The sequence below is a fragment of the Sphingobium sp. CCH11-B1 genome, assembly GCF_001556865.1.
In the GTDB taxonomy this organism is placed as follows: Bacteria; Pseudomonadota; Alphaproteobacteria; order Sphingomonadales; family Sphingomonadaceae; genus Sphingobium.
Map to the genome: position 1 here is coordinate 24208 of NZ_LSJY01000204.1, position 24328 is coordinate 48535.

Genomic DNA, 24328 nt, shown 5'->3' on the forward strand with positions numbered 1-24328 from the left:
CCTATATGGCGGACATGACCGAGTTGCCTTCTCTCGCCGACCTGCAGGACGAATATGAATTTCTGGACGCGGACGACCGCTACCGGCTGCTGATCGACCTGGGGCGCAGGCTGGAGCCGATGCCGGACGCATTGAAGACCGACGCGACTTTGGTGCGGGGCTGTTCAGCGGCGGTGTGGGTCTATCCGACCGCGCCCGAGCCGGGGCGGTTGCATTTCCTGGCGGACAGCAATGCCGCGATCACGAAGGGCATCATCGCGCTGGTCCTGCTGACGGTGCAGGACAAAAGTCCGGCGGAGATCGTCGGGGCGGACATAGAAGGCGCGCTTGCGCCCTTCGACCTCAAGAACCAGCTCAGTTCCAATCGGACGCAGGGCATTCCCAACATGATCGCCCTCATTCGCGAGACCGCCGCGCGGTACGGTTGAAGGCAACCTATCCAGTCGTCGAACATTGTCCTTGCGTAATCAATGGCAAGGAGACGGGCGATGCGCGCCATCCTGACGATCGCGGCAGTTGCGCTGACGCTGGCGGCCTGTTCGGGCAAGAAGGACGAGGGGCCGACCCAGCGCGAGCAGATCGGCCAGACGTGGAAATATGAAGGTGGCGAAGGCGGCGGCGCGAAGGGCGCGAAGGTCGCCTATATCGGCAGCACCAACACGGTGCAGACGATGACCGCGCCCGACACTTTTTCGGTGCTGCTGGTCCAGCCGCTCAAGAACGGGACGGCGGATGTGACCGTGAAGCTGGTCGGCGCGCCTTTCACCTGCGACCTGTCCGATTGCCGCGTGCGGGCCAGCGTGGATGGGGGCGAGGTGGAGGAATGGCAAGGCCGGGTTGCGACCAATGACGATGGCATCACCATCGCGCCGTCGCAGGGGGCCTATGCCGCGATCAAAGGCGCGAAGACGCTGAAGGTCGATCTGGTGGTGGACGGCAAGGAAAAGACCGCGCCGTTCACGTTCAACCTGGCCGGGTTGGATTTGAAGGGGTGAATTCGACCTGTCGCCGTTCGCACTGACCCAAGCCCTTTGCTCGCCCAGGATTAACGGAAGCAGGGTTGGCTCATTCCTGCAGGGACACGCCAGGGCTGCGAGGATCGGCGGCGCCCTGCCACCGGCCGTCGGGCAGGCGTTCGGCGGCATTGGCCTTGAGACCGAGGCGGGAGATGCTGACGCGGTGGCCGAGCTTTTCGAGCGGGGCCTTCATCGCTTCGAGCGATGTGCCCTGTTCGAGCACGAGACCGTCGCCGTTGAAGAACAGGAGGCCTTGGGCGATGGATTCCTGCGCGGACAGGCCCCAGTCGAAATGGGCGATCAGCGCCTTTGCTACCTGCATGATGATGGTCTTGCCGCCCGCCGCGCCAACGGTGAAGACGGGCACGCCCTTGGCGTCATAGACGATGGTCGGCGACATGGAGGAAAGCGGGCGCTTGCCCGGCTCGACCCGATTGGCGACGGGCGCGCCACTGCGTTCGGGCGTGAAGCTGAAATCGGTGAGTTCGTTGTTGAGGATCACGCCGTTGGCGATCAGCTGGCTGCCGAAGAAGCTTTCGATCGTGGAGGTCCAGGCGACGATGTCGCCGTTGCGGTCCACGGCGACGAAATGGCTGGTGCCTTCTTCGGGCTGCGGCTTTGCGGCAGTGCGTGGCTGCGCGCCCGGGGGCGTGCCGGGCCTGTAGTCGTTCAGCGCCTTGTTCACGCGGATGAGGGCCGAGCGTTGCTTTAGATAAGCGGGGGAGATCATACCTTTGGCCGGCACGGAGACGAAGGCCGGATCGCCCAGCCAGGTTTCGCGGTCGGCATAGGCGAGTTGCATCGCTTCGCCGATGACGTGCCAACTGCGCGGATCGTCCTTGCCCCATTGTTTCAGCGGGAAGCGTTCGACCATGCCCAATATTTCCAGCACGGTTATGCCGCCAGCCGAGGCGGGGGCCATGCCGCAGATTTTCCACACGCGATATTTGCCACAGATCGGCTGGCGCGGGATCGCCTTGTAGCCGGCGATGTCGGCCTCCGTCATCGGCACGGGGTTTTTGGGCGCATTGGTGACGGCTGCGCTCAGTAATTTGGCGTTCTCACCAGTGTAGAAGGCGTCCGGCCCTTCGGCGGCGATTCGCTTGTAAAGAGCGGCGAGTGGCGGATTTTTCAGTGTTGTGCCGACCGGCGGCGGCGCGCCGTTTACCCAGAAGAGCTTCTGGATTTCGGGGAAGTCGGCCCAGACAGACTGGGTAGCGCGCAGGGCGGTCGCGGTGCGCTCGCCCAGCTGGAAACCGTCCTGCGCGTAGCGGATCGCGGGTTGAAACAGGTCGGCCCAGGGGAGCTTGCCCCATTGCCGGTGCGCGTCCCATGCCATGCGCAGGTTGCCCGGCACGCCGACCGAATAGCCGCCGGGCCAGGCGTCACGGAAGGAAAGCGGCTTGCCGTCCTTCATGAACCGGTCGGGCCGGGCGGCGGCGGGCGCGGTTTCCCGCCCGTCGATCGTGTCGAGCGCGCCGGTGCGGCCGTCATGGTGCAGAATGAAGCCGCCGCCGCCGATGCCGCTGTTGTGCGGTTCCACCACGCCCAGCGTCAGCATCATGGCGATGGCGGCGTCCGTGGCGTTACCGCCCTTGCGCAGAATTTCCTGACCCGCCTGCGCTGCGCGCGGATCGGCCGCGGACACGGTGGCATTGGCGGAGACCGGCGTGCGGGCAGTCGCCGGCTGGGGAAGGAGGGCGACAAGAGCGAAGGGGGCCAGAAGGCTCAGGAAGCGGGACGTCATCGGTGGCACGATAGCTATAAGGTTCCGCTCTGCAACCTGTTTGCCATGAAGAGGCGTCAGGCGTCGATGCCGACCGCTTGCGCGACATTGGCGATGCCGTCGCGCTGCAGGAGCCGTTTAAGCCCCGCATTGATGCGCTTCGCCAGATAGGGGCCTTCATAGACCATGGCGCTGTAAAGCTGGACCAGCGACGCGCCGGCGCGGATGCGGGCATAGGCCTGTTCCGCGGTAGCGATCCCGCCGACGCCGATCAGCGGCAACTGCGTGCCCAGCAAGCGACGAAAGTCCGTGAGCCGCTGGTGCGAGAGGTCGGTGAGCGGCGCGCCGGAGAGGCCGCCCGCTTCCCCAGCGTGAGGTGAACGCAGCGCGGGCCGCGTGATCGTGGTGTTGGAAACGATCAGCGCGTCGACCCGGTGGTCGAGACAGGCGGCGGCAATATCCTGCACATCGACGGGTTCCAGGTCTGGCGCGACCTTGAGGAAGACAGGGGTCGTATCCCCCCCCCGCGCCGCCATCACCGCGCCGAGCAGATCGTCGAGCGCGGCCCGCCCCTGGAGCGCACGCAGGCCCGGCGTGTTGGGCGAGGAGATGTTGACGGTGAGATAATCGGCGAGCGGGGTCATCACCCGGACACCCGTGACATAATCGGCGATGCCACGCCCGGCCGCCGTCGCATCCTTGTTCGCGCCGATATTGACGCCGATGATCGGGCCGTCGCCCTTGGGCCGTCGATAGCGGGCGATGCGATCCGCCGCGGCGCCCTGCCCGCCATTGTTGAAGCCGAACCGGTTGATGACGGCGCGGTCCGCCACCAGCCGGAACAGGCGCGGTTGGGGATTGCCCGGCTGCGCCAGCGGCGTCAGCGTGCCAAGCTCCGCGAAGCCGAAGCCCAGGCCGTGCATCTTGTGCGCGATGCGCCCGTCCTTGTCATAGCCGGCGGCGAGTCCGACCGGGTTGGGGAAGCGGATTCCCGCGACGCTGCTTTCCAGCATCGGGTCCTGTGGCAGTGCCGCACGGGTTGGCAGTAAGCGGAGCGCGGCGATCGACAGATGATGCGCGCGTTCGGCATCCAGCGCAAAGAGCAGCGGGCGAAGCAGGCGGTAGGACATGGCGTGCCTATGCCAGTCCCGACCAGGAACGTCGAGTCGCTGTTGCACAAAAGGCACAGGGCTCCCAGTTTGACAGATCATTATAAAAAAGTGGGTCCATCCTAATGGTCCGCTCCGTCAAATGTCCGTTTCGTCCAATAAAATGTCTCTGAGTCGGGCGTAAGGCGCGCTTGCGACCCGAAGGCTCTAGGCCATTTGGCCGATGAGACCTTTTCCTGACCCGGCGAGACATCGCCGGGTCATTTTTTTCATCCGTGCCTGCCAAAGATTTTTTATCCCTTGTTTTGCGGGCTCTTGCGCGCCGTGACTGATAGCGCATAGTGGGCCGGGGTGATTAATGGGGATGGTTAACGGGGATACGCCCGGCAGTGGGGTCGCACTGCCGGACGAGCAGGGTCCATTATCCTATCGAGTCGACGCGGCGCAGGGGCCGGTCCGGCTCCGTTATGTTGCGCCTCCGGCGTATCTCACGCCTTATATCGGTTCACTCTATCTCTTTACCGTATCCGCGGACCGCTTCGCGGATTTCACGCGAGCCGACGTGCCGCAACTCCGTTTCATGCTGGAGGGTGGCGGCGACTATTTTTTTCAGGACGGCGGGGTGGCGGCGACGCCGGAAGTCTGCCTGCTGGGTCCGACCATGGGCGCGACACGGTTCCAGCTGGACCGGCCATCGCGCGTTCTAGGCTTGTCGCTGTTGCCGGCCGGCTGGCTGGCGCTGCACGGTGGCGACGCCAGCCTGATGGCGGACAGGCTGTGCGACATGGGCGGCCGCGGAGAGGTGTATCGCACGCTGCTGGAGCGGCTGCGGGCGATGGACGAGGATGCGGACGCGATGGCGGAGCTGTGCTGGAGCGAACTGGAGCGGCTGATCCGGCCGCCGCAGCAGGCGGTGTGGAAACTGCTGGCGGCCGTGGACCAGTGGCTGATGGGGGAAGGATCGCCCCGGGTCGAGGCGCTGGCTGAGGAAACCGGCCTGTCTCAGCGCCAGCTCGCCCGGCTGACCAACCGTTATTATGGCGCGCCGCCCAAATTGCTGGCGCGCAAATATCGGGCGTTGCGCTGTTCGGCCAAGATCGCGTTGGACGGGGAAAGCTGGCAGCAATTGTGCGACGAGGGCGGCTTTTACGACCAGTCGCATTTCATCCGGGAAATCAAGCATTTCATCGGCCTGACGCCGCTTCAGCTGCAGACCGAGCCGAGCGCGGTGGCGCAGCTCACCCTGCTGCGCCGGTCGCTCGGCGGCGATGTCGCCGTGCTCAACCGTCTGTCCTGATCCAGCGGATTGGCCCTTGATTCCGGGGCTCGAGGGGACCACATGCGCAATCGGATCGAATCGATCTGATTTGAGAATGGTTTGCAATGCGTCTGTCGAGTTTCGCTGACTATGCCGTGGTATTGATGAGCGCGGCCGCGCGCCATTGCGGTGCTGCAAAGATGAACGCGACGACGCTGAGCGCCGAGACCGGTATTCCGCTGCCCACCGCGCAGAAGCTGGTAAGCCGCCTGTCGGCGGCGGGGCTGCTTGAATCCAGCCGGGGAACCGGCGGCGGCGTGCGCCTGTCGCGCCCGCCTGCCGCGATCACGCTGGCCGATGTGGTGGAGGCGGTGGAAGGCCCCATCGCCATGACCGCCTGCACGGAAATGGGCGCGCATGACTGCAATCTGGAGACGGACTGCCGTATCCGCCCGCACATGAATGTGGCGAACAATGCGATCCGCTCCGCGCTCGCGGGGGTGACGATCGCGAGTTTGACGAGAGAAATGGCATGACCGACGAAGCAACCGCAGTGCGTAATCAGGAAGCTTTCGACGCGGCGCAGCGCGCCTCGACATACGAGCATGGCTGGTCGTCGGAAATCGAGCAGGATTTCGCGCCCAAGGGGCTGAACGAGGACACTGTCCGCTTCATTTCCGCCAAGAAGGGCGAACCGCAATGGCTGCTCGACTGGCGGCTGAAGGCGTTCGCCATGTGGAAGGAGATGGAGGCGCCCGACTGGGCAAAGCTCAACGTGCCGCCGATCGACTATCAGGACGCCTATTATTATGCCGAGCCCAAGAAGAAGGCGGAGCTGAACAGCCTTGACGAGGTCGATCCCGAGATTCTCGCCACCTATAAGAAGCTGGGCATCCCGATCGCCGAGCAGGAAGTGCTGGCCGGCGTAAAGGGCGCGCGCAAGGTCGCGGTGGACGCGGTGTTCGACAGCGTCTCGGTCGCCACGACCTTCCGCAAGGAGCTGGAAGAAGCAGGCGTCATCTTCCGCTCCATCAGCGAGGCGGTGAAGGAATATCCCGACCTGATCCGCAAATGGCTGGGCAAGGTCGTGCCCATGCACGACAATTATTTCGCGACATTGAACTGCGCGGTCTTTTCCGATGGGACGTTCGTCTACATTCCCAAGGGCGTGCGCTGCCCGATGGAGCTGTCCACCTATTTCCGCATCAATGCGGAGAATACCGGGCAGTTCGAGCGGACGCTGATCGTCGCGGACGAAGGGGCCTATGTCTCCTACCTCGAAGGCTGCACCGCGCCGATGCGCGACGAGAATCAGTTGCACGCCGCCGTCGTGGAACTGGTCGCGCTGGACGACGCCGAGATCAAATATTCGACCGTCCAGAACTGGTATCCCGGCGACGAGCAGGGCAAGGGCGGCATTTATAATTTCGTGACCAAGCGCGCCTTGTGCCAGGGGCGCAACTCCAAGGTCAGCTGGACGCAGGTGGAGACGGGCAGCGCGATCACCTGGAAATATCCGTCCTGCGTGCTCAATGGCGAGAACAGCGTCGGCGAATTCTACTCCGTCGCGCTGACCAATAACATGCAGCAGGCCGACACCGGCACGAAGATGATCCATAACGGCAAGGGGTCGCGGTCGACGATCGTGTCGAAGGGGATCAGTGCGGGGCGGAGCAACAACACATATCGCGGGTTGGTGCGCGTCGGGCCGGGGGCGGAGGGGGTGCGCAACTTCACCCAGTGCGACAGCTTGCTGCTGGGCGACCAGTGTGGCGCGCATACCGTGCCCTATATCGAGGTGCGCAACCCGAGCGCGCAGATCGAGCATGAGGCGACGACCAGCAAGATCAGCGACGACCAGCTGTTCTACGCGATGCAGCGGGGCCTCGATCAGGAAGCGGCGGTCGGCTTGATCGTCAACGGCTTCGCGCGCGAGGTGCTGCAGCAACTTCCCATGGAGTTCGCGGTCGAGGCGCAGAAGCTGCTGGGCATCAGTCTTGAAGGCAGCGTGGGATAATATTGCACGTCAGGCCGGACCTGATCCGGCATCCCGCTTGTCTTCGAGGGCAGCGGGCCGCGGGGTCAAGGCCGGGGTGACGAAAACGGAATGATGAGGAAAGAGACTTGAGCGACGAAGACGATATTCAGGATGCCCTGGCGGATTTCGCGGAAGATGTGGGCAATGGCCAGGCGTGGACCGCCGCGATCCGTATCCTGACCGAGGATTATGAGCTGGAAGAGGGCGAGCTTGAGGCGCGGGCGCGCAAGGATTTTGGCGATCTCGACGCTTATCAGGCGGAATGCCGCGACGCACTGGAGAAGGGCGATGTCGCCTTTACCGAGAAGCTGAAGAGCGACAAGGCTTTCCACAAGGCGAAGGCCCCCAATCTCGCCCGCATGGGGCCGGTGACTGAATTCGTGACCGGGCTGCTCGACAAGGGGTCGCCCGAAGCCGGGGCCGACTGGTGGCCCTATATGCCCATCAAGCGCCATATCGACACGCTGTTCCCCGCGCCGGGCGACGTGCGCGACATGGCCTTCTGGACCGCGCGGACACTCCAGCGCGCACATAAGGGTTGAATGATGCTGACGATCGAAAACCTGTCCAACGAGATTGACGGCAAGGCGATCCTGAAGGGCCTGTCGCTCTCCATCAACGCGGGCGAAGTCCATGCGATCATGGGGCCGAACGGCGCGGGCAAATCAACGCTGGCCTACACGCTGGGCGGGCGGCCAGGCTATGAAGTGACAGGCGGCTCTGCGACCTTCGAGGGCGCCGACCTGCTCGATATGGAGCCGCATGAGCGCGCAGCGGCCGGACTGTTCCTGGGCTTCCAATATCCGGTCGAGATACCGGGCGTGTCCAACCTGCAGTTCCTGCGCGAATCCCTCAACAGTCAGAAGCGCGCGCGGGGCGAGGCGGAGTTGAATGGCGGGGAGTTCATCCGGCTGGCCAAGGAGAAGGCCGGGCTGCTTGGCCTCGACATGGAGATGCTGAAGCGCCCGGTGAATGTCGGCTTTTCAGGCGGCGAGAAGAAGCGGGCCGAAATGGTGCAGATGGGCATTCTCGACCCGAAGCTGGCGATATTGGACGAGACGGACTCGGGCCTCGACATCGACGCACTCAAGATCGTGGGCTCGGGCATCAATGCCATCATGCGCCAGAAAGAGGGTGGACCCGACAAGGCGGTGCTGCTCATCACTCACTATCAACGCCTGCTAGACTATGTGAAGCCGGACTTCGTCCATGTCCTGGCCGGCGGCCGGATCGTCAAGTCGGGCGGCCCCGAACTGGCGCTGGAACTGGAGCGCGAAGGCTATGCCGAGGTGGTGGCCGCGTGAACGCTCTCACCCTGCCGACCCGCAAGGACGAAGCCTGGCGCTACAGTGACCTTGATGCGCTGGCGACCCTCTGGCCGACGCCCGCGGCAACGCACATTGACGTGGCGGCCGGTCAATCTGCGCGCCACCATTTGCTGCAGGATGCGGCCGACGGTGCAGCGGCGGTGCATGACTATGTCATCGACGTCGCGGACGGGGCGCGGTGCGATTTCCACGTGCTGAATGTCGGCGGCAAGCTGGGGCGCGTGACCTTCGACGTGACGCTGGGTCGGGGCAGCCATTTCGAACTGAATGGCGCGATCATCGGTGGCGGGGATCAGGTGCTGGAGATCGTGACGAAGGTCGTTCATGCGCAACCCGACGCGACCAGTGGCCAGACCATCCGCTCGATCCTGGGCAGCCATGCGACAGGCAGCTATCTCGGTTCCATCAACGTGGCGCGCGACGCGCAGCGCACGGACGCGTTCCAGTCGGTGAAGGCGATGTTGCTGGACCGCACGGCGACGGCGAACGCCAAGCCGGAGCTGGAGATTTTCGCCGATGACGTGAAGTGCGCCCATGGCGCGACGGTGGGTGAATTGGACAGAGCGGCGCTGTTCTACATGGCGTCGCGTGGCATGGACCCGGCGACGGCCAAGACTTTGCTGCTGAAGGCGTTCGTCGCGGGGGTGTTCGACGACGTTGCCGACGAGGGCGTGAAGGACGCCCTGGAGGCGGCGGCGATGGCCAAGCTGGAGGCGCTGGTATGAGCGTCACGTCCGCGTTGACCCTGCGCCACCATTTTCCCGGCGTGGGCGACTGGCATTATCTGGATAGCGCGGCGACGGCGCAGAAGCCGCAGGCCGTGATTGACGCCATCGCGCGGGCCTATGGTCCCGATTATGCGACGGTGCATCGCGGCGTCTATGAGCGGTCGGCGAACATGACGCTCGCCTATGAGGCGGCACGGCGCAAGGTGGCGGGGTTCATTGGCGCAGCGTCGGACAGCGAGATCGTCTATGTGCGCGGCGCAACCGAAGGGATCAACCTCGTCGCGCAGTGCTGGGCGGGGACGCAGCTGGAGGCGGGAAACCGCATCCTTCTCTCTTGCCTTGAGCATCACAGCAATATCGTGCCGTGGCAGATGGTGGCCGAGCGGGTGGGCGCGGCGATCGACGTGGTGCCGCTGACGGCGGACGGGCGGATCGATCTTGATGCGATGGCGGCGATGATCACGCCCGCGCACAAGCTGGTGGCGCTGGCCCATGTCTCGAACGTGCTGGGCAGCGTGCTGGACGTGCGGCGTGCATCGGATATTGCCCATCGGCATGGCGCGAAGATTTTGATCGACGGGTGCCAGGCAGTGCCGCGCATCGCGGTGGATGTGCAGGCACTGGACTGCGATTTCTACGTTTTTTCCGCGCACAAGCTCTACGGCCCCACCGGGATCGGGGTGCTGTGGGCGCGCAAGGAGCTGCTCGACGCGATGCCGCCCTATCAGGGCGGCGGATCGATGATCGACAAGGTGACATTCGAGAAGACGACCTATGCCCCCGCGCCCACCCGGTTCGAGGCAGGGACGCCGCATATCACCGGCGTCGTCGGTCTTTCCGCCGCCATCGATTATGTGGCTGCCATAGGTCTTGACCGCATCCACGCGCATGAATGCGCGCTGGTTGGGAAGGCGCGCACGGCGCTGGATCAGATCAACAGCGTACGCGTCTTCGGGCCGGAGGATAGCGCGGGCATTCTTTCCTTCGAAGTGGAGGGGGTGCATCCGCACGACGTCGGCACCATATTGGACGAGACGGGCGTGGCGATCCGTGCGGGCCATCACTGCGCCCAGCCGCTGATGCGGCATTTGGGCGTCGAGGCGACCGCGCGGGCGAGCTTTGGCATTTATAGCGACGAGGGCGACGTGGACGCGCTGGTCGCGGGACTGGAACGGGTAAGGAAGATCTTCGGATGACCGAGGAACGCAAGATCATGGTGGAAGAAGTCGAGGCGGTGGACGCGCCGCCCAAGGCACGCGTGGAAGAGGTGGAAGCCGGCCCGCGCCAGCGCGACTATCTGGACGGTTTCCTGGCGCTGAAGGAAATTTTCGACCCTGAAATTCCGGTCAACATCTATGATCTTGGCCTGATCTACGGGGTCGATGTAACGGATGACGGTCATGCGGTCGTCACCATGACACTGACGACACCGCACTGTCCGGTCGCGGAATCGATGCCCGCCGAGGTCGAACTGCGCGTCGGCGCGGTGCCCGGTGTGGGGGACGTGGAAGTCAACCTTGTCTGGGATCCGCCATGGGACCCGCAGAAGATGAGCGACGAGGCGAAGCTCGAACTGGGAATGCTGTGATGACTGTCGAGACCAAGACCCGCGCCCGGCCCGCTGCCGTCATCCTGACGCCGAGCGCGGAGGCGCGCATCGCAGAATTGATGGGACAGGCCCCTGAAGGCGCGATCGGGGTCAAGCTGTCGACGCCGCGCCGGGGCTGTTCGGGCCTTGCCTATTCGGTCGACTATGTGACGCAGGAAGCCAAGTTCGACGAGAAGATCGAGACGCCCGGCGGCACCTTCTACATCGACGGTGGATCGGTGCTCTATCTGGTGGGATCGACGATGGACTGGGTGGAGGACGACTTCACTGCCGGCTTCGTCTTCAACAATCCAAACGCGAAGGGCAGCTGCGGCTGCGGCGAGAGCTTCACGGTCTGACGCGCGTTTCGCCGGTTGTGCCCCATCTGCTGATCCTTGGCATGGGCTATACGGCCGGGCTGCTGGCAGCACGGCTGCGGGGCGAGGGCTGGCGGGTGACCGGGGTGCGGCGTGCGGCTGGACCCGAGACCTTAGCATTCGATGACGACGAGGCGGTGCGCGCGGCCATTGCCGGGGCGAGCCATATCCTGTCGTCCGTGCCGCCCGAGGGGGAAGGCGATCCCGTCCTTGAACGCTATGGCGCAGCGATTGCCGCGGCGCCGGCGCTATGGACCGGCTATCTGTCGTCCACGGGCGTCTATGGCGACACCGGAGGGGCATGGGTGGATGAAGCAAGCCCGGTCGGCATCGGGCGGCGGACGGCGCGCGCGCAGGCGGACCTGCAATGGGGCGCATTGCGCGCTGACATGCGGCGCTTCCGGCTGCCGGGCATTTACGGGCCGGGGCGATCGGCGCTGGACCGGGTACGCGAAGGGCGCGCGCATCGCATCGCGCTGCCGGGCCAGGTCTTCAGCCGCGTGCATGTGGACGACATCGTTTCCGGCATGATCGCCTCGTTCGACGGGCCGGCGGGCATCTATAATCTGGCGGATGATTTGCCGTGCGGCCAGAACCGGGTGATAGAGACGGCGTGCGACCTGCTGGGCTTGCCCTGGCCGCGATTGCAGACGATGGACGAGGCACAGCTGTCGCCTATGGCGCGCGGCTTCTATGCGGAAAACCGGCGCGTCGCGAACGGGCGAGCGAAGCGGCTGCTGGGCTGGTCGCCGCGCTATCCGACCTATGCGCAAGGGTTGCGGGCGTGCCTGTGATGCGGTTCGTCGCGTGGTTTACGCGGCGTTAACCAGCGATCGCGACAAGCGGGGCATGACCCGTTTCGACAAGAGCTTCGCTGCCCTCAGCCACCGCATGAGCGATATGTCCGCGCCCCGCCGCGCCGGGGGGCAACCGCCCTCCATCGCCAGCCTGATCGACCGGGTGAACGCCGCCAAGCAGCGCTATCAGCTGCGCTGAGATCGGATCGTCAGGCGGCTTTCGCGCGCAGGGCGATGGCCATGCCCGCCACCGCCAGAAGCGCGCCTGAAATGGCAAGCGGCGACCAGCGATAGCCCTCCGCCAGCGTCGAGATGAGCATGGCGATGACCGGGATCAGCACGCTGGTATAGGCGGCGCGTCCCGCGCCCATGCGCTGGATCAGCGTGAAATAGAGCGGGAAGGTGACGACCGACCCGGCAATGCCGAGCCAGGCGACGCCCAGCAGGTAGGCGGGCCGGGTGTCGAACACGGGCGGCCCGACCGTCGCCCAGGCAAGCGCCGCATCCAGCGCCGCGCCGATCAGCATCGCCCATGTCAGGACCGCCACCATCGGCAGCCGCCGGGCGATCTGCATGCCTTGCATGACATTCGCGGCCGATGCGCTGAGCAGTCCCGCGATCGAGAAGGCCGCGCCCAGCAGCACCGCATGACCGGCCAATGGCGCTGCTCGATATTCATGCAGCAGCATGAGGACGATGCCCGACACCGCCACGACCGATCCGCCGATGAAGGCGCGACTGACCGGCTGCCGGAAGATCAGCCAGGCCAGAATCGAATTGGGGATGAGCAACATCGCATAGAGGACGGCGACCACGCCAGAGGTCAGGAAATGTTCGGCGCGATAGACGAAGTTGAAGTTCAGGACGAACTGGGCGACGCCGAGCGCGGCGGCGAACAACAGCCCGGCGGGGCCGATCCCGAGCGGCACCCGTCGTATCTTTGCAAAGATCGCCATGGCGACCCCGGCGACCAGGAAGCGATAACAAACGGACCAGCTGGCGGGAACCGAACCGATCTGGTCGCGGATGACGATCCAGGTCGAGCTCCAGATCAGGGTGACAAGAATGAAGGGCAGGGCGACGCTGCTCCTTGGTGCGCTCATGGATCGAGCGCCCTTAACGCGACGGCAAGCGGAGCGACGCTGGTGGCGTCCTGCGCCCAGTTGGTGACAAGCCGGGCTGCGCCTTCGCCCCAGTCGTAGAAATCGAAACCCGCGTCCCGCAGCCGCGCGGCCTCCGGCGCGCTGAGGCGGATGAAGAGTTCGTTGGCCTCCACCGGGTGAAGCAGGCGGTTGGGGACGCTCTGCGCCAGCGCCTGCGCCGCGGCGTTGGCGGCGCGGCCGTTGGCGAGCCAGAGGTCGCCCTCGACCAGGCAAAGGATCTGGGCAGCGAGATAGCGGCCCTTCGAGAAGAGATGGCCGGAGCGCTTGCGCCAGCGCTTTGCTTCCGCCGCGCGATCCTTCGCCTGCGGGCCGAAGAAGAGCAGCGCCTCGCCCACCATGCCGCCATTTTTGACGCAGCCGAAGGACAGGGCATCGACCCCGGCGCGCCAGGTGACGTCGGCGGGCGCGCAGCCGATATGCGCGACCGCATTGGCGAAGCGCGCGCCGTCCATGTGGAAGCCAAGGCCGTGGGCGCGGGCGATGTCGCCCAGCGCGGCCACTTCGGCAGGCATATAGACGCGGCCATATTCGCTCGCCTGCGTGATGCTGATCGCACGGGCAGGCGATTGATGAACATCGGCGCGGATCGTCGCAAGCCGGGCGGCCACCACGTCCGGCGTCAGCTTCGCGCCTTCGCCGGGCAGGGTCATCACCGTGGCGCCGTGGGTGAAGAAGCCGGGCGCCCCACATTCGTCTACGACGATATGGGCCTCTTCATGGGCGAGGATGCCGCCATAAGGGGGGCAAAGGGTGGCCAGCGCGATGCAGTTCGCCGCGGTGCCGGTCGCAACCCAGAGCGCCTTCACCTCCGTTTCGAACAGTTCGGAAAAGACGCCGTCCATCCGGGCACTCCACGCGTCGCCATCATAGCCATGGTCGGCGGGATCGGCGGCGGCGATCGCGGCCATGACAGGCGGACAGACGGGCGTCATATTGTCGGAAAAAAAGTGCATGGAACCGAGCGATAGCGGTGGAGCAGCCGGGCGGGAAGAGGCCGGCGCCGCCCGGTTGGCCCTGGCCGGGCCAAATTGGTCAGCATATATGACCCATTGTTTCGCAAGCCGCTCTGTGACATAGGCGGCCCCTTCGAGCCAGACCAAGGAGACTCACTATGGCAGCCGAGCAGATGTCGCGCTTTACCGTCACCCGCAACAGCCAGGCTGTCGCGGCGAACGAGCGCGCTGTACTGCTTGAGGACCCCGGTTTCGGGCGGCTCTTCACCGACCATATGGTGACGATCCGCTATACCGAGGGGCAGGGCTGGCACAGCCATAAGGTGGAGCCACGCAAGCCCTTCGAAATGGACCCGGCCTGCGCCGTGCTCCATTATGCGCAGGAAATTTTCGAGGGCATGAAGGCCTATCGGTTGGCGGACGGGCGAATCGCCATGTTCCGGCCGGAGGAAAATGCCCGGCGCTTCGCGGAGTCCGCCGAGCGGCTCGCCATGCCGGTGCTGCCAGAGGAGCTGTTCCTGCAAGCGTGCGAGGAGCTGGTGAAGATCGACGCCGGCTGGATACCCGGTGGCGAGGGTAGCCTGTACCTGCGCCCCTTCCAGTTCGCCAGCGAGGCGTTTCTGGGCGTGCGCCCGTCGAACGAATATATCTTCTGCGTGATCGCCTCACCCGCGGGTGCTTATTTCAAGGGTGGCAAGAAGGCGGTGACGCTGTGGGTATCGGAACATTATACCCGCGCGGCGCGGGGGGGCACGGGCGCTGCCAAGTGCGGCGGCAACTATGCCGCCAGCCTGGTGGCGCAGAAGGAGGCGATCGGCCATGGCTGCGACCAGGTCGTCTTCCTCGACGCGGCGGAAAATAAATGGGTCGAGGAACTGGGCGGCATGAACGTCTTCTTCGTGATGGATGACGGGTCGATCGTCACGCCCCCGCTGACCGGCACCATCCTGCCCGGTATCACCCGCAACTCGATCATCAGCCTGGCGCGTGCGAAGGGGCATGACGTGCGCGAGGAACCCTACAGCTTTGCCCAGTGGCGTGAGGATGCGGCGAGCGGTCGCTTGCGCGAGGCCTTCGCCTGCGGGACCGCGGCGGTGGTGACGCCGATCGGCACGGTCAAGAGCGTGGGCGGCGACTTCACGGTCGGCAATGGCGACGGCGGCATCGTGACCGAAAGCCTGCGCGCGGAACTGACCGGCATCCAGCGCGGCACGGTGGCCGATCCGGCCGGTTGGGTGCGAACGATCTGATATCACGCAAGATGCTGTGAAGTGGCCGGCGGGACTTTCGGGGTCCGCCGGCCCTATGCTGTGCGACGCCGACAAGCGAGCCGGAGCAAGCTGCCAGGCCCGTGTTTCGTCATGCTGTCAGGAGTGATGGTGCGGTCGAGAAGACTCGAACTTCCACGGCCTTTCGGCCACAACGACCTCAACGTTGCGCGTCTACCAATTCCGCCACGACCGCACATCAACAGGGAAACCGGCGGGGCCGGTGCCTTGGTAGGAGGCGGCCCTTAGCAAAGGCTTTTGGGTCATGCAACAACCGATCGTACTTTGCGTTATGATCCATCGGAGACGATGATGCAGGGCGGCAGGAGAGGGCCGCAGGCGCTGGGAGACAGGGTGATGCCGCGATCGAACTGGATCATGGCGGGCATGACGATGACGGCCGCCGTTGCAATGGGTTTGGGACTGGGGACGTACGCCACCAGCCCGCAGGCGCAATCGCCGGCTGACGAGCCTGTGGCCGACGCAGGGGTCGATTTCGTCGCGCAGGACGCGGTGCCCTATGGGGCGCAGGACATGCGCGGACCGGCGGAGGTCAAGTGCTCGGGATGCGGGCCGACGCTTGCGGAACGGCAATGGCGCGCGGACATGGTCGGCTGGGATCCGGATGGTATCGGCCGCGACAGTGCCGACCCGGTGGTGCGTGATTATCTGGCCGATGAGCCGGCCGAGGAGAGTGCGCCCCCCGCGCCGCCGTCAATACAGCAACTGCCGGCCAATATCGTGCGCTTCGCCGGCAGCGATGTGGCTGGGCGCCCCGTTCCCGAAAGTAAAGTGCCTGGCGGCGACGGATCGGCATCGCCGCCGCCGCTCGTCAGGAGGGCGGCAGCAGCGATGCCCTGACTCACTCGGCGGCGACCGTCGCTGCCGACGTGTCGCTCAGGGGATGGGCCAGCCGGTTCACCATTTCCTTGGGGCACACCTGCCAGATGTAGCGACGCCAGCGGTCCCAGTCGTCGAGGATGGTGTTCGACCAGCGGCTGTCGGTCGCGACCGCATGTTCCGCGATCAGCCCCTTCACCAGTGCTTCCCAATAGGCGCTGTCGAGCCGTTGCCAGACGATGCTTTCCGGATTGGCCTGCGCGGCGAAGCTGCCGTCCTCGTCGAGGATGAAGGCCATGCCGCCGGTCATGCCTGCGCCGAAGTTTGCGCCGACCTTGCCCAGGATGACCGCCGTGCCGCCGGTCATATATTCGCACCCGTTCGCGCCGCAGCCTTCGACCACGACCTGCGCGCCCGAGTTGCGGACGGCGAACCGCTCGCCCGCCTGGCCCGCCGCGAACAGCTTGCCGGCAGTCGCGCCATAGAGGACAGTGTTGCCGATGATCGTATTGTCCTTCGACGACAGGGGCGAAGAGACGGTTGTGCGTACCTTGATGATGCCGCCCGACAGCCCCTTGCCCACATAGTCGTTGGCGTCGCCGAACACTTCCAGGGTGATGCCCTTGCACAGGAACGCGCCGAGCGACTGGCCCGCCGATCCGCGAAGCCGGACCGTCAGGTGCCCGTCCGCCAGCGTGGACATGCCGAACCGTTCGGTGACGGCGGCCGACAGGCGGGTGCCCACGGCGCGGTGCGTGTTGCGCACCGTATAGGTGAGCTGCATCTTCTCGCCGCGTTCGAACACGGCGCGCGCGTCCTTCATCATCTGCGCATCCAGGCTGTCGGGCACCGGATTGCGCCCGCCCAGGCTGAAGCGGCGCTGGTCGTCCGGCGCGTCCACCTTGGCGAGGATGGGGTTGAGGTCGAGATCGTCGAGATGCTCCGCCCCGCGATTGACCTGCTTCAGGAGTTCGGTGCGGCCGATCACCTCGTCCAGGCTGCGGAAGCCGAGGCGAGCGAGGATCTCGCGCACTTCCTCAGCGATGAAGGTCATGAGGTTGATGACCTTCTCCGGCGTGCCGGTGAACTTCTGGCGGAGCTTCTCGTCCTGCACGCACACGCCCACCGGGCAGGTGTTGCTGTGGCATTGACGCACCATGATGCAGCCCATGGCGACGAGGCTCAATGTCCCGATGCCATATTCCTCCGCGCCCAGGATCGCGGCGATGACGATGTCGCGCCCGGTCTTGAGGCCGCCGTCCGTGCGCAGCTTCACCCGGTGGCGCAAGCCATTGAGGGTGAGCACCTGATTGGTTTCGCTGAGGCCCATTTCCCATGGCGTGCCGGCATATTTGATGCTGGTCTGGGGCGAAGCGCCGGTGCCGCCGACATGGCCGGCGACCAGGATGACATCGGCATGCGCCTTCGCCACGCCCGCGGCCACGGTGCCGATGCCGGCCTGGCTGACCAGCTTCACGCAGACCTTCGCGCGCGGGTTGATCTGCTTGCAGTCGTAGATGAGCTGGGCGAGATCCTCGATCGAATAGATGTCGTGATGCGGCGGCGGCGAAATGAGCGTGACGCCCGGCGTGGAATGGCGCAGCTTCGCGATGAATTCCGTCACCTTGAAGCCGGGCAACTGACCGCCCTCGCCGGGCTTGGCACCCTGCGCGACCTTGATCTCGATCTCCTCGGCGGACCCCAGATATTCCGCATGGACGCCGAAGCGGCCCGACGCGATCTGCTTGATCACGGAATTGGCATTGTCGCCATTTTCGTAGGGCTTGAAGCGGTTGGCGTCCTCGCCGCCCTCTCCCGACACGGCCTTGGCGCCGATGCGGTTCATCGCGATGGCGAGCGTTTCGTGCGCTTCGGGAGAGAGCGCGCCAAGGCTCATGCCCGGCGTCACGAAGCGCTTGCGGATTTCGGTGGTGGCTTCCACCTCGTCGATCGGCACCGCCTCGCGTGCGAAGTTGAACTCCATCAGGTCGCGCAGATAGACAGGTGGCAGGTCGCGCACCCCGCGCGAAAATTGCAGATAGGTCGAATAGCTGTCGGTCGCCACGGCGGTCTGGAGCAGGTGCATGAGCTGCGCCGAATAGGCGTGGCTTTCGCCCCCGTTGCGCTGGCGGTAGAAGCCGCCGACCGGCAGGCGGACTACGGCGGCGTCATAGGCGGCTTCGTGGCGCAGCGTCGCGCTGTGGTGGAGCGAGGCATAGCCTTCGCCCGAAATCTTCGCCGGCATGCCGGGGAAGAGATCGTTCACCAGCGCGCGGGACAAGCCCACCGCTTCGAAATTATAGCCGCCGCGATAGGAGCTGATGACCGCGATGCCCATCTTGGACATGATCTTCAGCAGGCCTTCGTTGATGGCGGTGCGGTAGCGTTCGACGCATTGGTCGAAGGACAGGTCGCCGAACAGGCCGCGTGCATGCCGATCCGCGATGCTGGCTTCGGCCAGATAGGCGTTCACCGTCGTCGCACCCACGCCGATCAGAACCGCGAAATAATGGGTGTCGATCGCTTCGGAGCAGCGGATGTTGATGGAGGCGTAGGAACGCAGCCCCTTGCGCACCAGATGGGTGTGTACGGCGGCGGCCGCGAGCACGCCCTGGATCGCCACCCGATCGGGGCCGACGCCCTCGTCGGTCAGGAAGATTTCAGTGCGGCCTTCGCGCACGGCCTGCTCCGCTTCCTCGCGAATGCGGCGGATCGCGGCGCGCAGCTGTTCCTGCCCGCCGCTCGACGGGAAGGTGCAGTCGATCTCCGCCACGGCCGGGCCGAAATAGGCCTTGAGCCGTGCCCATTCGGCGCTGGTGACGACAGGCGAATCGAGCACCAGCACATGGCTGTTCTGCGCCCCTTCCTCCAGGATGTTGTGGAGGTTGGAGAAGCGCGTCTTGAGGCTCATGACATAGCGTTCGCGCAACGGATCGATCGGCGGGTTCGTGACCTGGCTGAAATTCTGCCGGAAGAAATGGCTGATCGTGCGCGGCTTGTCGGAAATCACGGCGAGCGGCGTGTCGTCGCCCATGGAGCCGACCGCTTCCTTCGCATCCTCCACCATGGGGCTGAGGATCAGCTCCATGTCCTCCAGCGTCAGGTTGGCGGCGACTTGGCGGCGGGTGAGTTCCGTCTTGTCCCAAGCCGGCAACGCGCTGGGCGCGTCGGCCAGATCATTGACGGTCAGGAAGTCCTTGATGAGGTCGCCATAGGGACGTTCGCCAGCGATCCGGTCCTTGATCGCGCGATCGTCATAGATTTCGCCTTCGTTGAGGTCCACGGCGATCATCTGGCCGGGACCCATCCGGCCCTTCTTAACGATCGTGGTTTCGGGAACCACGACCATGCCGGTTTCCGAACCGACGATCAGCAGATTGTCGCCCGTCAGCGTATAGCGCAGCGGACGCAGCGCGTTGCGGTCCACGCCGGCCACGACCCAGCGTCCGTCCGTCATGGCGAGCGCGGCGGGGCCGTCCCACGGCTCCATCACCGACGCGAGATATTCATACATGTCCGCATGGGGCCTTGGCAGGTCGGCACTGTTCGACTGCCAGGCTTCGGGAACGAGCATGAGCTTGGCCGTGGGCGCGTCGCGGCCCGAACGGCAGATCGCCTCGAACACGGCGTCGAGCGCCGCGGTGTCGGACGCGCCGGCGGGGATGACGGGCTTGATGTCCTCCGACTGTTCGCCAAAGGCCAGCGAGGCCATCTTGATCTCGTGGCTCTTCATCCAGTTCTTGTTGCCGCGGATCGTGTTGATCTCGCCATTATGCGCCAGCGTGCGGAAGGGCTGGGCCAGCCACCATTGCGGGAAGGTGTTGGTGGAATAGCGCTGGTGGAAGATGGCGACGCGGCTTTCGAACCGTTCGTCCTGCAGGTCGGGGTAAAAGACCGACAGCGATTCGGCGAGGAACAGCCCCTTGTAGATGATCGAGCGGCAGGACAGCGAGCAGACGTAGAAATCCTGGATCTGCGCGGCGATCACCTTCTTCTCGATCCGGCGGCGGATGAGGTAGAGATCCTTCTCGAATTCGGCGACGTCGCGCTCCTCCGGCATGGGGCCGGCGATCATGATCTGCTCGATTTCGGGGCGCGTGCGCTGTGCCTTTTCACCGATGACGGACACGTCGACCGGCACCTGCCGCCAGCCATAAATGGTGTAGCCCGCGTCGATGATTTCCGCCTCGACGATGGTGCGGCAGGTTTCCTGGGCCGAAAGGTCGGTGCGCGGCAGGAAGATCATGCCGACGGCCAGCCGGTTGGGCAGCGGCTTGTGGCCCGAATCGGCGATGGCGTCGTCGAAGAAGCGGACCGGCAGGTCGACATGGATGCCCGCGCCGTCGCCGGTCTTGCCGTCCGCGTCCACCGCGCCGCGATGCCACACGGCTTTCAGCGCATCGATGGCGGAGGCGACGACCCTGCGGGACGGGCGGCCGTCCGTTGCGGCGACCAGGCCCACGCCGCAGGCGTCGCCTTCGAATTCGGGGCGGTACATGCCTTCGCGAGCGAGGCGGAGGCGTTCGGATTCCATGTGGTCCATCATTGTGCGACCTTCTTGGGGTCTGCGCCGAGCAGCGTTTCGAGGCGCTGGCGTTCGGCTGGGGTGAGGTCCTTGAAGGAGCGGGGCTTGGGCAGCTTTGCGAGCTGCGCCTGCGACTCCTTCATGATGTCGGGCATGGCCTGCATCAAAGCGGGCATCATCGAGGTGACTTTCCCAATATAATGGGGGTCAGTCGCGAGCTCCATGAAGCCCCCGCCGAACCGCGCACCGGCCGGCGTCCTCATGAACGCCCCGATCTGGTCGAGTTCGGCGGCGGTGTACCGGCTGGCGAACGCTTCGGCCATGCCTTCGCGCAGGTCGGGTTCGTACCGGCCCATGAACCGGCCGAGAGCGGGCATCATGCCTCCCATCATGATCTGCATCCTCTCGCGATAGGCAGGATCAACGATGGTCATGACCTGCTCGATCGTAGCGGGATTGAGGTGATCGGACTGGGCCGGGTCCATGCCGCCCGCCTTCAGAAGATCGCGGACCGGCATTTTCGTCATGCCGTCGAGCATCGGACCGATCATCTTCTGCATCAGGGGCCCCATCATACGGACCATGACGCCATCGGGAATGATGACGGCGGCGATGGGACGGGCCTTGGCGAGCAAGGCAGGATCAACGGGCGCAAGAGGCGCGGCGGAGGTGGTGGCAGCCGGTGTCTGTGCCAATGCGGGTACGGCCAGCGCCAGCAGCGGGATGGCGAGCAAATGCTTCACGCCGCGACCCTCTCGCCTGCCGCTATCTTCGCCCTGGTGCGCAGATAACGGTGCATATGGTCCGTCACGTCGCGGCCGTCGCGGATCGCCCAGACGACGAGGCTCGCGCCGCGCACGATGTCGCCGGCGGCAAAGACGCCGTCCACGCTGGTCATCATCGTCTTGTGATCGACGCGCAACGTGCCCCAGCGGGTGACGGACAGGTCGTCCGAACCGAACAGCTTTGGCAGGTCTTCGGGATCATAGCCCAGAGCCTTGATGACGAGATCGGCTTCCAGCGTGTGTTCGCTGCCGGGGTCCGGCTCGGGCGCGCGGCGACCGGACGCATCCGGCTGGCCGAGGCGCATCTTCGTCACCTTGACGCCGGTCACATGTTCCGTGCCTTCAAAGGCGATGGGGGCGGTGAGCCAGACGAACTCGACGCCTTCCTCCTCGGCATTGGCGACTTCGCGCTGCGACCCCGGCATATTGTCGCGGTCGCGGCGGTAGAGGCACTTCACCGACTTCGCGCCCTGGCGGATGGCGGTGCGCACGCAGTCCATGGCGGTGTCGCCACCGCCGATGACGACCACATTCTTGCCGGTCGCGAGTAGGGAGCCGTCCTCATGTTCGGGCACCGCGCCGCCGAAGCCCGCCTTGTTGGATGCGGTGAGATAGTCGAGCGCCTTGACCACGCCCGCCGCGCCGACACCGGGGGCCTTGATGTCGCGGGGCTTGTAGACGCCGGTGGCGATCAGGATGGCGTCGTGGCGCTGGCGCAGTTCCTCCAGGCTGGCGTCGCGGCCGACCTCGAAGCTCTCGTGGAAGACGATGCCGCCGTCCTTCAAGCGCTGGATGCGGCGCATGACGACGTCCTTCTCCAGCTTGAAACCGGGGATGCCGTAGGTCAGCAGGCCGCCGGCGCGGTCGTGCCGGTCATAGACGTGCACGTCATGCCCCGCCGCGCGCAGATATTCAGCGGTCGTGAGGCCAGCGGGGCCAGCGCCAATGACGCCGACCGACTGGCCAGTGGCCGCGCCGGGGACGAGCGGTTCGACCCAGCCTTCCTTCCAGGCGGTATCGGTGATGAATTTTTCGACCGAGCCGATGGTGACGGCGCCGTGGCCTGAAAATTCGATGACGCAATTGCCTTCGCACAGGCGGTCCTGCGGGCAGATGCGGCCGCAGATTTCCGGCATGGTGGAGGTGAGGTTGGAAAGCTCATAGGCTTCGCGCAGCCGTCCCTCCGCGGTCAGCCGCAGCCAGTCGGGGATGTGATTATGCAGCGGGCAATGGGTGGCGCAATAGGGCACGCCGCATTGCGAACAGCGCGATGCCTGCTCCTCTGCCTTCTCCACGAGGAAGGTGCGGCTGATTTCGAGAAAATCGTCGGCACGATCGTCGGCTGCGCGCTTGTCCGGGTAGGATTGGCCCAAGCCCACGAATTTCAGCATCGGATTGTCGGCCATGACTGCGCCTCTCATTGAATGACAGAGCGCGGATAGCAGAAAAACCCACGGAGTCACGCGGATTCTGCAAATAACGACAGTATATATTACCTAATTAACGGGCCATTTTGAATTTATTCGATTTTCCCTGCAATAATCTTGCGCAATATCGGGCCGCGTCGGACCTATCGCGCCGCGAGCCAGATCAGCGCTGCCGCGCCGGCGATGATTCGATACCAGGCGAAGGGCGCAAATCCATGGCGCGACACCAGCCCGACAAAGGCCCTGATGACGACGATTGCCACGACAAAGGAGACAGCGAAGCCCAGCGCGATGCTGCCCCAGCCGACTGCGGCGCTGGTCAGCTGGTCGCCTTTCTTGAGCAATTCCAGCGCCGTCGCGCCCAACATGGTGGGGATGGCGAGGAAGAAGCTGAATTCGGCGGCGGTGCGCCGTTCCACGCCCAGCATCAGCGCGCCCATGATCGTCGCGCCGGACCGGCTGACGCCGGGGATCATCGCCAGGCACTGGACGAAGCCGATCCCCGCAACCCGGACGAGCGGGATGTCCGCGATGCCGTGGAACCGCTGGTCCTTCACCGCCCGTTCGATGAGAAGGATGGCGATGCCGCCCGCGATCAGCGCCCAGGCGACGACGTGCGGCGCGCCGAGCAGGATTTCGATATAGTCGTGCAGGGCAAGGCCTATCACCGCCGCCGGGATGAAGGCGAGGAGCAGGTTGCGCAGGAAGCGCCAGCTGACGGGATCGCGCCGCAACAGGCCCATGCCCACCGCCCAGAAGGTGCGCCAGTAGAGCACGACAACCGCCAGGATCGCGCCCAGTTGGATGATGACGTTGAACATCGCCCAGGTGGACGCGTCATAGCCCAGCAGCTCGCTGGCCAGGATGAGGTGGCCGGTCGAGGAGACAGGCAGGAATTCGGTGAGCCCCTCCACGATGCCGAGCAGGATGACGGTCAGGATATGGTCCATGCAGGCGTGCTCCCGTTCTCGCTTCCTCGACAGGAAGGGTTCGCAACAAACGATCGCGCCAATCCCGCCCAAACGGGTCCGGCGCGATCAAAGAGGTTCGATACGCAGTCGATCAGGCCTTCGCGCGGCCGGCAAAGCGGCCATGGCGGCGATAGCGCACCAGCCAGCGGTCCGCGACCGCGGCGAGGGGGGTGGGCGACACGCCGAGCGCGGCGAGACCTTGCGCCTGCGGCGCAGCGATATTGTCGCGACCGAGCATCGCGAGCTGGTCGCGGGTGATGGGTCCGCCGGGCAGCATGGCCAGCAGCGAGGCGAAGGGGCCGGGCACGTCCACCAGTGCCCTGTCGCGGCCGATAGCCTTGGCGATCCAGGCGTTGATATCCTTCAAGGACATGACCTGCGGGCCGGCGACTTCATAGGTCTTGCCGCCATGGACATCGGGCGCCTGCGCG

General features: G+C 65.2%; 23 protein-coding genes, 1 tRNA gene and 1 pseudogene. 15 read left to right on the plus strand and 10 right to left on the minus strand.

Annotated elements, in window-relative coordinates:
- Window positions 1–14 precede the first annotated feature (14 nt).
- On the plus strand, window positions 15–428 hold the full coding sequence (locus AX724_RS21060) for a SufE family protein (protein WP_443018776.1): 414 nt from the start codon (window positions 15–17) through the stop codon (window positions 426–428).
- A 60-nt stretch (window positions 429–488) separates the two neighbouring features.
- Window positions 489–995: a hypothetical protein gene (locus tag AX724_RS21065; RefSeq protein WP_066770832.1), complete on the plus strand. Its 507-nt coding sequence runs from the start codon at window positions 489–491 to the stop codon at window positions 993–995.
- Window positions 996–1065: 70 nt separating this feature from the next.
- Here the strand turns inward: AX724_RS21065 and ggt are convergent, their stop codons facing one another.
- Both ggt and AX724_RS21075 read right to left on the minus strand, forming a co-directional pair.
- A complete protein-coding gene (ggt, locus tag AX724_RS21070; RefSeq protein ID WP_066770834.1) occupies window positions 1066–2763 on the minus strand; it encodes a gamma-glutamyltransferase in 1698 nt (565 codons plus the stop codon).
- Between the two features lie 56 nt (window positions 2764–2819).
- Window positions 2820–3872 (minus strand): quinone-dependent dihydroorotate dehydrogenase, encoded by a 1053-nt coding sequence (locus AX724_RS21075; RefSeq protein WP_066770836.1) that lies wholly within the window; start codon window positions 3870–3872, stop codon window positions 2820–2822.
- A 337-nt stretch (window positions 3873–4209) separates the two neighbouring features.
- On the opposite strand from AX724_RS21075, the gene AX724_RS21080 reads away from it, so the two are divergent.
- The 11 genes from AX724_RS21080 (at window position 4210) to AX724_RS24270 (ending at window position 12164) form a co-directional block, all read left to right on the plus strand.
- Window positions 4210–5148, plus strand: a complete 939-nt coding sequence (locus AX724_RS21080; RefSeq protein ID WP_066770838.1) for a helix-turn-helix domain-containing protein — start codon at window positions 4210–4212, stop codon at window positions 5146–5148.
- An 86-nt stretch (window positions 5149–5234) separates the two neighbouring features.
- A complete protein-coding gene (locus tag AX724_RS21085) occupies window positions 5235–5645 on the plus strand; it encodes an RrF2 family transcriptional regulator (RefSeq protein ID WP_066770841.1) in 411 nt (136 codons plus the stop codon).
- Window positions 5642–7126, plus strand: coding sequence for a Fe-S cluster assembly protein SufB (gene sufB, locus AX724_RS21090; protein ID WP_066770844.1), 1485 nt, complete (start codon window positions 5642–5644; stop codon window positions 7124–7126). Before AX724_RS21085 ends, sufB begins: the two co-directional genes overlap by 4 nt.
- Before the next feature lie 107 nt (window positions 7127–7233).
- Window positions 7234–7689 carry a hypothetical protein gene (locus tag AX724_RS21095; RefSeq protein WP_066770847.1) on the plus strand — a complete coding sequence of 152 codons (456 nt, stop codon included), beginning with the start codon at window positions 7234–7236 and terminating at the stop codon, window positions 7687–7689.
- A 3-nt stretch (window positions 7690–7692) separates the two neighbouring features.
- A complete protein-coding gene (gene sufC, locus AX724_RS21100; RefSeq protein WP_066770892.1) occupies window positions 7693–8451 on the plus strand; it encodes a Fe-S cluster assembly ATPase SufC in 759 nt (252 codons plus the stop codon).
- Window positions 8448–9200: a SufD family Fe-S cluster assembly protein gene (locus tag AX724_RS21105; RefSeq protein WP_066770850.1), complete on the plus strand. Its 753-nt coding sequence runs from the start codon at window positions 8448–8450 to the stop codon at window positions 9198–9200. Before sufC ends, AX724_RS21105 begins: the two co-directional genes overlap by 4 nt.
- Window positions 9197–10399, plus strand: coding sequence for a cysteine desulfurase (locus tag AX724_RS21110; protein ID WP_066770853.1), 1203 nt, complete (start codon window positions 9197–9199; stop codon window positions 10397–10399). The genes AX724_RS21105 and AX724_RS21110 overlap by 4 nt, the downstream gene beginning before the upstream one ends.
- Window positions 10396–10791, plus strand: coding sequence for an SUF system Fe-S cluster assembly protein (locus tag AX724_RS21115; RefSeq protein ID WP_066770856.1), 396 nt, complete (start codon window positions 10396–10398; stop codon window positions 10789–10791). Before AX724_RS21110 ends, AX724_RS21115 begins: the two co-directional genes overlap by 4 nt.
- Window positions 10791–11150 (plus strand): HesB/IscA family protein, encoded by a 360-nt coding sequence (locus AX724_RS21120; RefSeq protein ID WP_066770858.1) that lies wholly within the window; start codon window positions 10791–10793, stop codon window positions 11148–11150. The genes AX724_RS21115 and AX724_RS21120 overlap by 1 nt, the downstream gene beginning before the upstream one ends.
- Before the next feature lie 17 nt (window positions 11151–11167).
- Window positions 11168–11962 (plus strand): NAD(P)-dependent oxidoreductase, encoded by a 795-nt coding sequence (locus tag AX724_RS21125; protein ID WP_066770860.1) that lies wholly within the window; start codon window positions 11168–11170, stop codon window positions 11960–11962.
- A gap of 55 nt (window positions 11963–12017) precedes the next feature.
- The gene (locus AX724_RS24270; RefSeq protein WP_197421661.1) at window positions 12018–12164 is read left to right on the plus strand and encodes a hypothetical protein; all 147 of its coding nucleotides are present in this window, start codon (window positions 12018–12020) and stop codon (window positions 12162–12164) included.
- Window positions 12165–12174: 10 nt separating this feature from the next.
- Here the strand turns inward: AX724_RS24270 and AX724_RS21135 are convergent, their stop codons facing one another.
- Complete coding sequence (locus AX724_RS21135; RefSeq protein ID WP_066770871.1) at window positions 12175–13068, minus strand: DMT family transporter; 894 nt, start codon at window positions 13066–13068, stop codon at window positions 12175–12177.
- The gene (locus AX724_RS21140) at window positions 13065–14081 is read right to left on the minus strand and encodes a threonine aldolase family protein (RefSeq protein ID WP_066770895.1); all 1017 of its coding nucleotides are present in this window, start codon (window positions 14079–14081) and stop codon (window positions 13065–13067) included. Before AX724_RS21140 ends, AX724_RS21135 begins: the two co-directional genes overlap by 4 nt.
- Window positions 14082–14239: 158 nt before the next feature.
- Between AX724_RS21140 and AX724_RS21145 the strand changes: the two genes are divergently transcribed.
- Window positions 14240–15331, plus strand: a complete 1092-nt coding sequence (locus AX724_RS21145; protein ID WP_066770873.1) for a branched-chain amino acid aminotransferase — start codon at window positions 14240–14242, stop codon at window positions 15329–15331.
- A gap of 127 nt (window positions 15332–15458) precedes the next feature.
- On the opposite strand, the gene AX724_RS21150 is transcribed toward AX724_RS21145, so the two are convergent.
- A tRNA-Leu gene (locus AX724_RS21150) sits at window positions 15459–15545 on the minus strand.
- Between the two features lie 161 nt (window positions 15546–15706).
- Here AX724_RS21150 and AX724_RS21155 point away from each other — a divergent pair.
- Window positions 15707–16210 (plus strand): hypothetical protein, encoded by a 504-nt coding sequence (locus AX724_RS21155; protein WP_066770876.1) that lies wholly within the window; start codon window positions 15707–15709, stop codon window positions 16208–16210.
- 1 nt (window position 16211) lies between these two features.
- Here the strand turns inward: AX724_RS21155 and gltB are convergent, their stop codons facing one another.
- From gltB to AX724_RS21180, 5 genes and pseudogenes are all read right to left on the minus strand, one after another.
- A complete protein-coding gene (gltB, locus tag AX724_RS21160; RefSeq protein ID WP_066770897.1) occupies window positions 16212–20732 on the minus strand; it encodes a glutamate synthase large subunit in 4521 nt (1506 codons plus the stop codon).
- A complete protein-coding gene (locus AX724_RS21165) occupies window positions 20732–21457 on the minus strand; it encodes a DUF2059 domain-containing protein (RefSeq protein WP_231736787.1) in 726 nt (241 codons plus the stop codon). Before AX724_RS21165 ends, gltB begins: the two co-directional genes overlap by 1 nt.
- Window positions 21454–22905, minus strand: coding sequence for an NAD(P)-dependent oxidoreductase (locus tag AX724_RS21170; RefSeq protein ID WP_066770878.1), 1452 nt, complete (start codon window positions 22903–22905; stop codon window positions 21454–21456). The genes AX724_RS21165 and AX724_RS21170 overlap by 4 nt, the downstream gene beginning before the upstream one ends.
- Before the next feature lie 164 nt (window positions 22906–23069).
- Window positions 23070–23876, minus strand: coding sequence for an undecaprenyl-diphosphate phosphatase (locus tag AX724_RS21175; protein ID WP_066770880.1), 807 nt, complete (start codon window positions 23874–23876; stop codon window positions 23070–23072).
- 112 nt (window positions 23877–23988) lie between these two features.
- Window positions 23989–24328, minus strand: a pseudogene (locus tag AX724_RS21180) (complex I NDUFA9 subunit family protein); the annotation flags it as partial.

Bases quoted from the DNA above. Each gene is read 5' to 3' on its own strand.
- AX724_RS21060 (WP_443018776.1), top strand. From the start codon at position 15: ATGACCGAGTTGCCTTCTCTCGCCGACCTGCAGGACGAATATGAATTT.
- AX724_RS21065 (WP_066770832.1), top strand. From the start codon at position 489: ATGCGCGCCATCCTGACGATCGCGGCAGTTGCGCTGACGCTGGCGGCC.
- ggt (WP_066770834.1), bottom strand. From the start codon at position 2,763: ATGACGTCCCGCTTCCTGAGCCTTCTGGCCCCCTTCGCTCTTGTCGCC.
- AX724_RS21075 (WP_066770836.1), bottom strand. From the start codon at position 3,872: ATGTCCTACCGCCTGCTTCGCCCGCTGCTCTTTGCGCTGGATGCCGAA.
- AX724_RS21080 (WP_066770838.1), top strand. From the start codon at position 4,210: ATGGGGATGGTTAACGGGGATACGCCCGGCAGTGGGGTCGCACTGCCG.
- AX724_RS21085 (WP_066770841.1), top strand. From the start codon at position 5,235: ATGCGTCTGTCGAGTTTCGCTGACTATGCCGTGGTATTGATGAGCGCG.
- sufB (WP_066770844.1), top strand. From the start codon at position 5,642: ATGACCGACGAAGCAACCGCAGTGCGTAATCAGGAAGCTTTCGACGCG.
- sufC (WP_066770892.1), top strand. From the start codon at position 7,693: ATGCTGACGATCGAAAACCTGTCCAACGAGATTGACGGCAAGGCGATC.
- AX724_RS21110 (WP_066770853.1), top strand. From the start codon at position 9,197: ATGAGCGTCACGTCCGCGTTGACCCTGCGCCACCATTTTCCCGGCGTG.
- AX724_RS21115 (WP_066770856.1), top strand. From the start codon at position 10,396: ATGACCGAGGAACGCAAGATCATGGTGGAAGAAGTCGAGGCGGTGGAC.
- AX724_RS21120 (WP_066770858.1), top strand. From the start codon at position 10,791: ATGACTGTCGAGACCAAGACCCGCGCCCGGCCCGCTGCCGTCATCCTG.
- AX724_RS24270 (WP_197421661.1), top strand. From the start codon at position 12,018: ATGACCCGTTTCGACAAGAGCTTCGCTGCCCTCAGCCACCGCATGAGC.
- AX724_RS21135 (WP_066770871.1), bottom strand. From the start codon at position 13,068: ATGAGCGCACCAAGGAGCAGCGTCGCCCTGCCCTTCATTCTTGTCACC.
- AX724_RS21140 (WP_066770895.1), bottom strand. From the start codon at position 14,081: ATGCACTTTTTTTCCGACAATATGACGCCCGTCTGTCCGCCTGTCATG.
- AX724_RS21145 (WP_066770873.1), top strand. From the start codon at position 14,240: ATGGCAGCCGAGCAGATGTCGCGCTTTACCGTCACCCGCAACAGCCAG.
- AX724_RS21155 (WP_066770876.1), top strand. From the start codon at position 15,707: ATGCCGCGATCGAACTGGATCATGGCGGGCATGACGATGACGGCCGCC.
- gltB (WP_066770897.1), bottom strand. From the start codon at position 20,732: ATGGACCACATGGAATCCGAACGCCTCCGCCTCGCTCGCGAAGGCATG.
- AX724_RS21170 (WP_066770878.1), bottom strand. From the start codon at position 22,905: ATGGCCGACAATCCGATGCTGAAATTCGTGGGCTTGGGCCAATCCTAC.
- AX724_RS21175 (WP_066770880.1), bottom strand. From the start codon at position 23,876: ATGGACCATATCCTGACCGTCATCCTGCTCGGCATCGTGGAGGGGCTC.